Below are 12,905 nucleotides of genomic sequence, written 5' to 3'. Positions count from 1 at the left end.
AATCTTATCTTGGCTAATCTACACCTATAAACCCACCGGTTTGATGCGCCCAAAGGCCAGCATAAATACCATTTTGCGCAATGAGCGCTTCGTGGCTGCCTTGCTCTACAACGCGTCCTTCATCAAGGACAATAAGTCTGTCCATTTGCGCAATGGTCGATAGCCTGTGAGCAATGGCAATCACAGTTTTACCTGTCATTAAATCATCTAGGCTTGCTTGTATTGCGGCTTCTACTTCTGAGTCGAGCGCGCTGGTGGCTTCATCGAGTATTAAAATAGGTGCATTTTTCAGTAATACCCGCGCTATAGCGATACGCTGGCGTTGCCCACCGGAGAGGGTTACACCGCGCTCGCCTACTTGAGCATCAAACCCTTTATTGCCTTTGCTATCTTCTAAATCGCTTATAAACTCGAGTGCTTTAGCTTGCTTGGCAGCGCTGAGCATTTCGGCTTCTGAGGCATCGGGCCGGCCGTATAAAATATTATCTTTTACAGAGCGGTGAAGCAGGGAAGTGTCTTGCGTAACCATGGCTATATAGCGGCGAAGGCTTTCTTGGCTTACATCGGTAATATTTTGGCCATCAATTTTAATCGTCCCCGAATCGGTATCGTAAAAGCGCAGGAGTAAATTAACTAACGTTGATTTACCAGCGCCAGAGCGACCCACTAAGCCAATTTTTTCACCGGGTTTGATATGGAGGTTTAGGCCGTTCATTACCGGTCCGCGATTGGTTTCGTTAGCGGCTTTGCCGTAGTTAAAGTGAACATTTGAAAACGCGATTTCGCCCTTAGAAACGTTAAGCGCTTTTGCATCGGGTTTGTCATCTACTTTAATGGGCGTAGATAAGGTTTTCATGCCATCGGTTGCGGTACCAATGTTTTCAAACAAGCTACTTATTTCCCACATGATCCACTGCGCCATACCATTTAATCTAAGCGATAAACTAACAGCAACAGCAATGGCGCCTGCGCTAATTGCACTTAGCGACCATAAATAAAGGGATAGTGCGGCCACACTAAATACTAATAAGTAATTTAGGCTATTAATGGCAAAGTTAAGGCTGGTTACTAAACGCATTTGCTTATAAACAGGCTGTAAAAATACATCCATACTTTGTTTAGCGTATTGCTCTTCACGTTGTGTGTACGAAAAAAGCTTAATGGTTGATATATTTGTATAGCTATCGACTATACGGCCGGTCATTTCAGAGCGCGCATCGGCCTGTGAGCTGGCAATTTTTTTAAGTTTTGGCACAAAATACATTTGAATGGCGGCATAAATAATTACCCAGACTAAAAGCGGTATCATTAAACGCCAGTCAGCTTCAGCAACTAAAAACACCATAGCGCCAAAATAAACCACAATATACATTAGTACATCGAGCAGTTTCATTACGGCTTCTCGTACCGCCAGTGATGTTTGCATTACTTTTGTGGCAATACGCCCTGCAAACTCGTTTTGATAAAAGCTAACACTTTGGCGTAATAAGTATCTATGCGCCGACCAACGAATCGACATAGGGTAATTACCCAGTAATGCTTGGTGTAAAATAGCCGAGTGAAAAAACACCACTATAGGCAATATCACTAAAAGCACTACCGCCATTTTTATAAGTTCGGTTTTTTGCTCTTCAAACAGGGTTTGCGGTGTGTAGGTGCCCAACCAATCAACTAATTGGCCCATATAGCTAAATAACGATACTTCTAAAATGGCAAGCAGGGCAGCACTAACAGACATTAAAACTAACGACAGCTCCATACCTTTAGTGTAATGACGACAAAACGCAAATAAGGTAGAGGGCGGCTGCGTTGGCTTTTGCTCAGGAAATGCGTTGGTCATTTTTTCGAATAATCGATACATTTTATAAACTTAAATGACAAAAAACAGAAAAGGATCATACCATTTAAGTGGCGCGCTGTAGATCTTTAGCGATTAATTTACACTGCTACTTTTATCGAATAGGGTTTGTGAGGTTTACGCCTTTAATCATATAAATGTCGTCATAGCGTAAACCGCCATTTCCGTAGGGTTTTTTATGTGGGCCCGTATTACAGTTAGCTAAAAAATAGCTAAGTGGGCGTTCGCGTTTCATTCTAAAGGTGGCATTTTTATACACTAAGGTTTGGTTTTTAAATTCGCCGCCTTGTACATATACATTGTATTGCTGGCCTTGCATTTTTACCGATGCATTATTAACAACGTACCAAATGTAGTACCAATTGTTTGTATCAAGTGGTTTAGCCGATTGCGCTTGTGCATAGTTTTGAATATTACTATAGCCCTTATCAGTTTTGACCATTAGCGCCCCGGTATTGACTAACCCATTTGATTCGGTTTTATCGGTAACTCGTAGAGTGGCTTCAAAGGCGTCGTAGCCATGAACGTTTATTTGCTCTGGCTCTAAGTTACTTAATCCAAAAGCATGGTTATTTGGAAAAGAGGCAACGTTAATACGGGTAAAAAAAGTGTAGGTTTCGCCAACGGGCACTGTTTTTGGAAGCTTTTTATAGCTGAGGGCCTTGCGGTTGCCGACAATACCATTTTCGGCAGGCTTTTTAATTAAAAAATGGTTAATCCCTATGGCTGTGTCCTCAACTTCTATTTTAGTTACTTGTGGGTTAGCGACATAAGGTTGAGTTTGGTTGTCTGTGTCAGCCTTTGTCCAGCCTTTTAGCGGTTGTTCAAAGTTATCTACTAATAGCCACTTTGCAGAGGGGGCATTTTGATTGTTTTGGCTACAGGCTAATAATCCTGAGCAGGCCACTAACAGTAAGCTGTATTTAACGCGCATAATCCCTCTTTTACTAATATAAGTGTAAGCATATAAATTGGTAAACCAATATATGACTTTTAGTTTTTCAAACTTAAAATTTATATAACCAATTTAGTGTAAATTAGTCAACCAATATTGTGTTTTATCTATTCTACTGACGTTTTTATTTTAAACGCGTAAAACACCTAACAACACGCAATTAAAAATAATAAAAGGGATTATATGTATACTGGAACGTGCTTATGTAAAGCGGTAAGTGTTGAAATTAAAGGGGCTATTTCTCAAATTATTCATTGTCACTGCTCACTATGCAGAAAAAACAGCGGAACTGCTTTTGTGAATAATGGTTTTGTAAACACTCACGAATTTACACTTACCAAAGGAGAAGATAATTTAACTGAATTTAATTTCAAACCTGGGCGTGCGCGCTTTTTTTGTAAAACATGTGGCTCACCTATTTACAGTGCTAATGCAGAGGATAAATCTCGCTTGCGAATACGCCTAGGGTTGATAGATGACGATATTGCTGAGCAGGTAATGTCGCATAATTTTGTTACCTCTAAAGCCAATTGGGAGCAATTAGAAACCCATTTGCCGTGCTATGAAAAACACGAACCAGGGCGCTAAATTACTCTATGTGATAAATGCTGTTTATGTCGTTGTGAAGGGTGGGCGCCCACGTTTTAAATAATGGCGAATGGGCTATTTCTTCTTTATTAATGTGCACTAAGCTTTGCTGAGAAAGCATCACGACAATATTTTTGTATTCGTTAAACTCTATAAGGGCAATACAGCTAAAGTGTTGCCTAAACAGGACGAGTAAAGCTTGGAGCTCTTTTCCTGTTTTAGGGTTTAAATTTATAATAATTTGCGCATTTTGCTCGCTGCAGCGACGTATGTTTTGCCAAAATACGCTGCTAGATAAAAAGTCTTGATGTACATCGCCACTAAAAATATCAATTGTAATGACATTGTATGTGCGCGTGCACGTTGCAACAAACTGCTCTGCATTTTGTAAGCGCACTGTATGATTAGCGGGCAAGTTAAAATGGTGCTTAGCAACGCTTATCATCGCGGGGTTTATTTCTACACTGTCAAACAGAGCTAAGTTATTTATATAAGCCGTTTTGTTATGTAAATAATGAATGGCTCGCTCAATACCCGCAGTGCCTAAACCTAAATTTAAAACACTTAGAGGCTCAGCTGCTTTAAGTAAAAATAACAGCATACATTGATTAACCGCAATCAGTAATTGTTCATTCTTATTAAGGCTCATCACCCCTTGAATAGTGATATCGCTTTGCGCATTTTGGGCAAGTGTTAACCAGCGATAGGCCGTATTTTGATAAACACAAATAGGCCCATATTGGTTGTTACTAGTGGCTATTAAATTGGCAGAGACAGTGTCGGCTTTAAGCTGGCGCATAGGTTACAAATACAAATAAAACACCCCATTAGTTTGCCACGAAAACACGCTATGTATATAGCGTATTTATGTAACAAGGTTTGTAATACGCTTTTTTGCTTAAAAGAGGGGAGTACTTAAGTGTGGTTAATTTTTACAGTTGAGCTTACTTGTATAAAGCTTTAACTCAAAATAGTTGCACTATATAAGTTGTTGAGTAATGGTAAGGAAAAAAATAAGGAGCTTATAATGCGCAAAACCCCTTCTTCTATTACCACTAAACTTATTAAATTGAGTACGTTAGCCTTTGCTTGTACAGCAGGATTATCAGCACAGGCTCATGCCAGCATAAAATATGAAGAACAACAAAAGCTACATGATATTGCTGCGCAGGTATCAGCTAAGCGTATTGGGAGCGACATACAAACGCTGGTGGATTTTGGTACCCGCCATACGCTTTCTGAAACTAAGTCAGATACACGGGGCATAGGTGCTGCACGGCGTTGGATCAAAAAAGAGTTTGAAAAAATATCAGCGCAATGTGGTGGTTGCCTAGAAGTTATTGAAGTTAAAGACACTATATCAGGTGAAAAACGAATTCCTAATCCTGTTGAAGTGTTGAATATAGTGGCTATTCAGCGTGGTAGTACTGAGCCAAACCGAATGGTTATTATGTCGGGCGATATTGATTCGCGGGTGAGCGATGTAATGGACTTTACCAGTGATTCACCGGGTGCTAATGATAACGCTTCAGGCGTGGCAGGGGTTATTGAAGCTGCACGTGTACTAAGCAAGCATAAATTTAATGGCTCAGTAGTGTATGCAGCGTTGTCTGGCGAAGAGCAGGGTTTATTTGGCGGTAAAATACTCACAGCGTATGCGCAAGAGCACAATTGGCAAGTACATGGCGTTTTAAATAACGACATGATTGGCAATATTACCGGTATTAATGGCGTTACCGACAATACAACGGCGCGTATTTTCTCAGAAGGCACGCGTGTAGTAGAAACGAAACAACAAGCAAGAACGCGCCGTTTTACAGGTGGTGAAGTCGATTCGGCGAGTCGTAATTTAGCGCGCTATATAGATACAATTGCCGATAGGTACATTCCAAATTTAGATACAATGTTAGTTTACAGGTTAGATAGATTTGGCCGGGGCGGGCACCATAGACCGTTTAACGATGCAGGTTTTGCAGCAGTCAGAATTATGGAAACTAATGAGCATTACGACCGACAACATCAAGATTTACGTACAGAAAATGGCGTGGTTTATGGCGATACCATAGATGGCGTTGATTTTGACTACACAGCAAAGCTTACATCATTGAACGCAGTAACAATGGCTTCAATGGCTTGGGCGCCAGCTCCCCCTAAACAGGTAAAAATTGAAGGCGCGGTTAAGGCCGACACTACGCTTTCGTGGCAAAGTTCAGATGATGATAATATTGCCGGTTATCGTATTTATTGGCGCTATACCAGTGAGCCGCAATGGCAATTTAGCCAAGATGTGGGCAATGTAAGTAAAGCTACACTTAAAAACGTTGTTATAGATAATTACTATTTCGGTGTTGCAGCGATAAGCAAAGACGGGATTGAATCGCCAGTGGTGTTCCCAGGTGATGTAGGCTCGTTTGATCACAATATAAAATAACAGCGATTTACTATTGCTTAAGTGCAATTGTGATTAAAAACAAATCAAATGGTGTATTTAAGGTGCAAAGCAGGTGTTTTATGCTTGCACCTTATTTGTTATGCACTTAGAGTGTAGAAAAAAAGCAGTAAAGGTTAATAAAATGCAGCAAGAAGAAAAAAAACCATTAACAGCGCAAGAGCAAGCACAAATAGAGCAACAACGGGTTGCTTGGCAACGCGAGTGTTTTCAAAACGCCCAAAAATACTTAGCAGAAAAAGGCATTATGCCTAAATCAGTAATAGACAAAGATAGCCGCTTTTTAGCGCCATTGTGTGCTATGTGGAAATTTAAAGCGCAAAACGGTAAGAGCTACTGGGTAATAACAGGGCGCTTACCTACTGATCATGCAGAAGTAAGTGCAGCAAAAGATGCGCGCGACGCTATGCGTTATTTTTCATTACAATGGCAGTTAAAAGCAGATCAAATAATGAGTGTTGGCGCGCGTGATAAAACCCAGGTCGACTTTGCTAACTTACTTATAAACCGTGCACACGGCTTATACGAAATGCATGAAAACGAGCAACTTTGGGCTAATGAACCAAAATAAGGTATTGCTTGTATAAACGTAAAAAAGGGCTATTAATGGCCCTTTTTTAATGTACTAATGTAAATGGTTTAGTGACAAACTCAGACACTTGGCATTGCATTCGCTGCCTAGGTATACCTGCTTCCATAAAAACACCGCCTTGTTGTATAAAGCCGTTTCGTTTAAAACGTTCAACTTCGTTTAAAATACAATTAATACTAATAACTTGGTGTCCATCGTTAGCGGCAAGATTAACAATAAAAGTAAGTAATGAAGTATAAACATGGCGATTACGATGTGCGGGTAAAACGGCTATTCGGCCTATTAAGCCATCTGTACACAGCCTACCTGTGGCTACGGGGGCGTTACTGTTGTGAGTAACTAGCACATGGTGTGCTAGTTTGTCTTGGCTATCAAATTCTATTCGTTTGGGTATGTGTAACTCATACACAAATACTTTTTCACGTATTTGTTGTAGCTGGTCTTTTTGCCTATCCCACTCGACCTTATTAATTTGATAGCCCATAGCGCACCTCTAATTAAACCACAACCCCTCATTAACTAGTGTAGTAAAGGTTTGAATAAAAACTAGGCTGGGCTGCGCTGCGTTTAAATCGTCGGTATTAACATAATCATGATCTGTTAATAGTTTAACGGCATTTAAGTCGCAAAGTGGTAACGGGTAGTTTTCGCCATTAATACTTAATAATAGGGTGTCTTCTAGCTGCTGATAGATAGCACGTACGCCGCCTAAACGCTCAAATTCTTCTGCATTGTTTGCTATTAACTCACTCATTTGCTCGCAGGTTATAGGCTCTTCAAGCGGTGCTAAGTCCATTTCGTGCTTGGCTTGACTTAAGGTATTACCAAGCCAATGCTTAAATAGCTCATCGTTATTAAGTAGCGCTTGCATAAGGGTTTTAACTTTATCGGTTTCGCTCTGTAAAAGCTCACCTTTAGAGTCCCTAAGGGCTAAAGTATGATCGGTATAGCGTTTTTGGCCGCTGTCGGTATCAATAACAAGATCGGCAAAACTAGAAAATAAGTCTTGCTGATTAGGCGCTCTAAATCCAACCGAGTAGTTAAGGGCGTTTTCTATTGCATAGCCTTCGTGAGGGCACCCAGGTGGTATATATAAAATATCGCCGGGTTCTAAAATACAATCTATAACGGCTTCAAATTGCTCAACTTGCAGTAGTTTTTTATTTTGCGCAAATTGTTTAAGTGTTGGATCAGGCAGGCCAACACGCCAATGACGCTTACCCTCGCCCTGTATAATAAATACATCGTACTGATCTAGGTGCGGACCTACGCCACCTTTAGGGGTTGAGTAGCTGATCATTAAATCATCTATTCGCCAGTTAGGTATAAACCTAAATGGGTGAAGCAGTTGTGCTGCATCGCTATGCCAATGATCAACCGCTTGTACCAATAAAGTAGCGTGTTGCTCAGTTAATTTTTCAAAGTCTTCAAATGGGCCTTGGTATGCTTGCCAATCGTTATTGTGGTTGGTAACAATTCGCGACTCTATACTTTCTTCCATAGCAAGACCGGCAAGCTCTTCTGCCTCTATTGGGTCTTGAAAGTCTGTAAAGCCTTGTTTAATTAATAGCGGTTTTTTTTGCCAGTATTGGTTTAAAAATTCTTGCTCACAGAGGTTGTTTATTTTTAATTGGTACATAGAGTTGGCCTATAATTTTTAGTACAAAAAAAGCGAAAGGAATTATCCTTTCGCTTTTTATATGCGCAATTTAGTATTTAAATTAAATCGTCAATAAACTCAACAGCGCGGCCAATGTAGTTGGCAGGTGTTAGTTTTTTCATTTCTACTTTAGCGTGCTCTGGCAGGTCTAAACCATCGATAAAGTCGGCCATAATCTCTTGATTTACACGTTTACCACGCGTTAAATCTTTAAGTTTTTCGTATGGTTTTTCAATACCGTATTTACGCATAACCGTTTGAATTGGCTCAGCAAGTAATTCCCAGTTTTGATCAAGTTCATCAAGTAAACGTTGCTCATTTACTTCAAGTTTGCTTACGCCTTTAAGTGTAGATTGATACGCAATAAGCGTGTAGCCCATACCCACACCTAAGTTACGTAAAACGGTTGAGTCGGTAAGGTCACGCTGCCAACGAGAAACAGGCAGTTTTTGTGCAAGGTGAGCAAATATAGCATTTGCTAAACCTAGGTTACCTTCTGAGTTTTCAAAGTCGATAGGGTTTACTTTATGCGGCATTGTTGAAGAGCCGATTTCGCCAGCAATTGTTTTTTGCTTAAAGTGGTTAAGGGCAATGTAACCCCAAACGTCACGATCAAAATCAAGTAAAATAGTGTTAAAGCGAGCAATAGCATCAAATAGCTCGGCAATGTAGTCATGCGGCTCTATTTGTGTGGTGAACGGGTTAAGGGTTAAACCAAGGCTAGTTACAAAGTTGCTTGCGTGGGTATGCCAATCGTAATCTGGGTAAGCACTCAGGTGAGCATTGTAGTTACCTACAGCACCGTTGATTTTACCTAGCATTTCTACCTGTGCGATTTGGTCGCGTTGGCGTTTTAAACGCATGTATACGTTAGCAAACTCTTTACCCATTGTTGAAGGCGTAGCTGGTTGGCCGTGGGTACGCGTCATCATAGGTACTGCTTTGTACTCAATGGCTTTTTCTTTTATAGCGTTAAGTAGTTGGTCGCAGTATGGAAGGAGCACATTATCACGAGCTTCGCTTAGCATTAAACCATGAGATAGGTTATTAATATCTTCTGATGTACAGGCAAAATGAATGAACTCGTTAATAGCGTTAATTTCGCTGTTATCGGCTACTTTTTCTTTTAGTAAATATTCTACCGCTTTAACATCGTGATTTGTGGTGCGTTCAATGTCTTTAACACGCTGTGCGTCTGCTTCGCTGAAATTATCAACTATGGCATTTAAAAGTGCATTGGCTTGTTCGCTAAATGCAGGTACTTCTTTAATATCGCTTGCTGCAGCTAAGGCTTGCAACCAACGCACTTCAACGGTTACGCGGTATTTGATTAAGCCAAATTCGCTGAAAATACTGCGTAGTTCAGTGGTTTTGCTGCCGTAGCGACCATCCACTGGAGAGATAGCGGTTAACGCTGAAAGCTCCATAATAACTCCTAAATTTTAGTTTTGAACGATAATTAAATGTTTGTTTTTGCAATAGCGAGAATTTTTCTTTTTGCAAAGAAAAAGTGACGGCGTTTACCGCCCATTTGTCGCCATAATACAGCACTGCGAATTCCTGCTAATAAAAGGGCACGAATTTTATTTTGCGTTTGCTGCTGTTTTAATAACTCGGGTTTACCATAAACCTGGATTCGGTGCCCAAGGGGGCTCAGCACCGACGAGTATATATCTGCTAAACCGGCAACTACTGTGTCATCGGTTATGGCAAAGTGATCTAAGCGACGATGAATGTCGTCGATACGACGGCCAAGTTCAGCTAAACTTTTTGGCTCGTTATTTAAAATACGTTCAAGCTGCATTAAACCACCTACGTACTTAACTATTTCAACATCTTTTTGAGCGCCAGCAGTAAGCTGCGCCATTAATGTTTTATAGCCGTCGCGCAAGTTATGCGTACCTTGATAAACATCAACCGGCGATGCGGGTGATGTTTGTACAATACTTGTAAATAGCACGTCTAAGTCTGAATCGTTTGCGCTGCCGTATTGCGCAATTTTTTGTACTTGTTTAGCCACTTGGCACATGGCGGCAAGCGCCATGACTTGGTGTTGATTCATTACTTAATCACCGAATCTATAATACCGCCACCTAAACACACATCATCGGCATAAAATACAGCTGATTGACCCGGTGTAACGGCTTTTTGTGGTTCATCAAATAATACGCGTGCCATACCATCTTCCCCAACGAGAAGGGTACAATTAATATCTTCTTGGCGGTAACGGGTTTTAACGGTGCAGCGCGTTGTACCTTGAGGACCAACACGGTCTACCCAATGTAATTGATTGGCGTTTAGGCCATTGCTGTACAGGCGAGGGTGGTCTTTACCTTGTCCGACAACGAGCACATTGCGCTCAACGTCTTTATCTACAACGTACCATGGCTCGCCAGAACCTTCTTTCATGCCACCAATTAACAAGCCTTTACGCTGGCCAAGTGTATGATACATAAGCCCTTCGTGCTCACCTACGTTGTTGCCGTCAGTATCTTCAATCACACCTGGTTGAGCAGGTAAAAACTTTTGTAAAAAGTCTTTAAATTTACGCTCACCAATAAAACAAATACCGGTGCTGTCTTTTTTATCGTGAGTGATTAAGTCTTGTTCTTCTGCAATACGGCGTACGTCTGGTTTAGCTATATCGCCTACTGGGAAAAGCGTTTGACCTATGTGTTCATGGCTTAAGGTATATAAGAAATAGCTTTGATCTTTGTTATCGTCTAAGCCTCGGCACATAACGTATTTGTCGTCTCGTAGTTCACGACGAACATAATGGCCTGTTGCAATATAATCGGCGCCAAGTGCTTGTGCTGCAAATTCTAAAAATGCTTTAAATTTAATTTCTTTGTTACACATAATATCTGGGTTTGGCGTACGGCCCGCTTTGTACTCTTCTAAAAAGTACTCAAAAACGTTATCCCAGTATTCGGCTGCAAAGTTAACGGTATGAAGCTCGATGCCTAATTTGTCACACACTGCTTGTGCATCTTTTAAATCTTCAGCGGCTGCACAGTATTCGTCATTGTCGTCTTCTTCCCAGTTCTTCATAAACAGGCCTTCTACTTGGTAGCCCTGTTGTTGTAATAAATATGCAGATACAGAAGAATCAACACCGCCGGACATACCAACGATGACTTTAATGTGACTATTTTCGCTCATGAATAATTTCGCTTATACAGATTGCTGTTAACTTGGAAAGGCCGCGATTATAGCACGCATTTTGTTTTTGCTTAAAGGGAGGAGTGGCGCAAACACACGATTTTGTAGTTATTTTATTCATATAATAAATAGCAAATAAGACTGAATCGCATTTAACATAAAAAATGATGAAAAATTTAAATAATCGATTGTAAAAAGATATTTCGGTGCCATTCTTACGCTATTAAATGATAATAATGCTTTTATTGCCTTGTTCTTGCTTGTAAATTCAGCTGCCAGTAAGATTTTGCGTATTAGACTCACTTTTTTATAAAAATATTTTCAACGGAATGAATATATGAATTACGCCTTCCAGGTAAAAAAGCTTTCAACGTTAATACAATATTATGCTGCAAACTCACGCGATGAACTAAATGAGTTACTCATAATGCCTACAAGTGACTTAAAACGTGATACGTATACGCTTTTTCATGAAATTTTTGAGTACACTTTACCCTCAGATGCCAAGCAAAACAGTCCTATTGATGAAATTTTCAATGCTGTCTCAAGTTCTATTGAATTAGTTGACGAGCCAGAAACTGCCTTGTTTGAGACTATGAAACGCTGGTGGGATGAATGGTATTTTGCATTAAGTATGGATAATTCGCTTTCTCATGAAAAAGAAGATGTGCCATACAGTTTCCTATCTAAAAAAATGCATCATCCTATGAAGCGCCACGAGATGAGCCACTACGCCCATTTATTTACTATTTTGCCTATGCCTATCTCTAATGTGTGTGCTAAAACCGGTGATATTATTAGAGTTAATCAGCGCTTTATAGATGTATTTGGTTATACCGTTGATGACTTACCTAACTTAGAGCAGTGGTGGGTTAATGCATACCCAGATCCTCACTATCGAGAGTCCGTGAAAAAAACGTGGCAATCGGCGTTAGAAATTGGCAATGAAACAGGGCAAGACATCCCCGCGCATGATTACCATGTTACTTGTAAAAACGGTAATACAATTACTATGGAAGTATCTGGAATCAATTTGGGCGATGAATATATTGCTGTATTTAATGATGCGACAAAGCGTTTAGAAGATCAAAATATTTTACGCGACATGGCATTTTTAGATTCGCTAACACAAATAGCAAATAGACGTCGTTTTGATGAAAAGCTAAGTAAAGAGTTCGAAAAAGCCGTTGAGTGTGGTGACGATTTGGCAATTATTTTAATCGATATTGATCACTTTAAACTCTTTAACGACCGCTACGGGCATGTTGAAGGTGATTTATGTTTGTATAACGTGGCGCAAGCAATAGCGTGTACGGTAAGCCGCACCGAGGACTTTGTGGCGCGTTATGGCGGAGAAGAATTTGTTGTATTGCTGCCTCAAACCGATAAGCAAGGGGCCTTATTTATTGCTGAGCATATTCAAAAGGCAATTGAAGAGCTGCACATCCCTCATGAAGATAGCTTTACCGGCTACTTAACCCTGAGCATGGGGATTCACGCAATTAATAAAGAGGATAGTTGCGATCAAAAAGAGTTTATTAAGGCTGCCGACAGCGCACTTTATTATTCAAAAAGGCAAGGACGAAATTGTTTAGCATTAAGTTAATTTATAGCCTTGGACTATTTATATAGCTTTGAGAA

The 12,905-nt window shown here is 40.3% G+C and carries 12 protein-coding genes; 4 read left to right on the top strand and 8 right to left on the bottom strand.

The annotated features are described in order from the left end of the window. Positions 1-13 precede the first annotated feature (13 nt). Positions 14-1,861, bottom strand: a complete 1,848-nt coding sequence (locus MTF68_RS02705; protein ID WP_248461605.1) for an ABC transporter ATP-binding protein — start codon at positions 1,859-1,861, stop codon at positions 14-16. A gap of 91 nt (positions 1,862-1,952) precedes the next feature. Then, complete coding sequence (locus MTF68_RS02700; RefSeq protein ID WP_248461604.1) at positions 1,953-2,792, bottom strand: hypothetical protein; 840 nt, start codon at positions 2,790-2,792, stop codon at positions 1,953-1,955. 204 nt (positions 2,793-2,996) lie between these two features. Here MTF68_RS02700 and MTF68_RS02695 point away from each other — a divergent pair, with 204 nt between their 5' ends. Further along, positions 2,997-3,401 carry a GFA family protein gene (locus tag MTF68_RS02695; RefSeq protein ID WP_248461603.1) on the top strand — a complete coding sequence of 135 codons (405 nt, stop codon included), beginning with the start codon at positions 2,997-2,999 and terminating at the stop codon, positions 3,399-3,401. A gap of 1 nt (position 3,402) precedes the next feature. Here the strand turns inward: MTF68_RS02695 and MTF68_RS02690 are convergent, their stop codons facing one another. Beyond that, complete coding sequence (locus tag MTF68_RS02690) at positions 3,403-4,200, bottom strand: hypothetical protein (protein WP_248461602.1); 798 nt, start codon at positions 4,198-4,200, stop codon at positions 3,403-3,405. 228 nt (positions 4,201-4,428) lie between these two features. On the opposite strand from MTF68_RS02690, the gene MTF68_RS02685 reads away from it, so the two are divergent. Continuing rightward, the gene (locus MTF68_RS02685) at positions 4,429-5,832 is read left to right on the top strand and encodes a M28 family metallopeptidase (RefSeq protein ID WP_248461601.1); all 1,404 of its coding nucleotides are present in this window, start codon (positions 4,429-4,431) and stop codon (positions 5,830-5,832) included. A gap of 142 nt (positions 5,833-5,974) precedes the next feature. Then, complete coding sequence (locus tag MTF68_RS02680; protein WP_029772653.1) at positions 5,975-6,421, top strand: DUF4826 family protein; 447 nt, start codon at positions 5,975-5,977, stop codon at positions 6,419-6,421. Positions 6,422-6,467: 46 nt separating this feature from the next. Here MTF68_RS02680 and MTF68_RS02675 read toward each other — a convergent pair whose 3' ends face one another. The 5 genes from MTF68_RS02675 to mnmA form a co-directional block, all read right to left on the bottom strand. Beyond that, positions 6,468-6,926, bottom strand: a complete 459-nt coding sequence (locus MTF68_RS02675; protein ID WP_029772652.1) for a GNAT family N-acetyltransferase — start codon at positions 6,924-6,926, stop codon at positions 6,468-6,470. Between the two features lie 9 nt (positions 6,927-6,935). Beyond that, complete coding sequence (locus tag MTF68_RS02670) at positions 6,936-8,081, bottom strand: cupin domain-containing protein (RefSeq protein WP_248461600.1); 1,146 nt, start codon at positions 8,079-8,081, stop codon at positions 6,936-6,938. A gap of 77 nt (positions 8,082-8,158) precedes the next feature. Next, entirely contained in the window at positions 8,159-9,529 is a 1,371-nt protein-coding gene (purB, locus tag MTF68_RS02665) for an adenylosuccinate lyase (RefSeq protein WP_248461599.1), read from the bottom strand. Between the two features lie 32 nt (positions 9,530-9,561). Continuing rightward, the gene (hflD, locus tag MTF68_RS02660) at positions 9,562-10,164 is read right to left on the bottom strand and encodes a high frequency lysogenization protein HflD (RefSeq protein WP_004586725.1); all 603 of its coding nucleotides are present in this window, start codon (positions 10,162-10,164) and stop codon (positions 9,562-9,564) included. Continuing rightward, a complete protein-coding gene (mnmA, locus tag MTF68_RS02655) occupies positions 10,164-11,264 on the bottom strand; it encodes a tRNA 2-thiouridine(34) synthase MnmA (RefSeq protein ID WP_004586724.1) in 1,101 nt (366 codons plus the stop codon). The genes hflD and mnmA overlap by 1 nt, the downstream gene beginning before the upstream one ends. 337 nt (positions 11,265-11,601) lie before the next feature. On the opposite strand from mnmA, the gene MTF68_RS02650 reads away from it, so the two are divergent. After that, positions 11,602-12,870 (top strand): diguanylate cyclase, encoded by a 1,269-nt coding sequence (locus MTF68_RS02650; protein WP_248461598.1) that lies wholly within the window; start codon positions 11,602-11,604, stop codon positions 12,868-12,870. Positions 12,871-12,905 lie beyond the last annotated feature (35 nt).

The sequence above is a fragment of the Pseudoalteromonas sp. 2CM37A genome (assembly GCF_023161885.1).
Taxonomy (GTDB): domain Bacteria; phylum Pseudomonadota; class Gammaproteobacteria; order Enterobacterales; family Alteromonadaceae; genus Pseudoalteromonas; species Pseudoalteromonas atlantica.
Note: the sequence above shows the minus strand (reverse complement) of the source record. Positions and strands in the feature narration are given on the sequence as shown.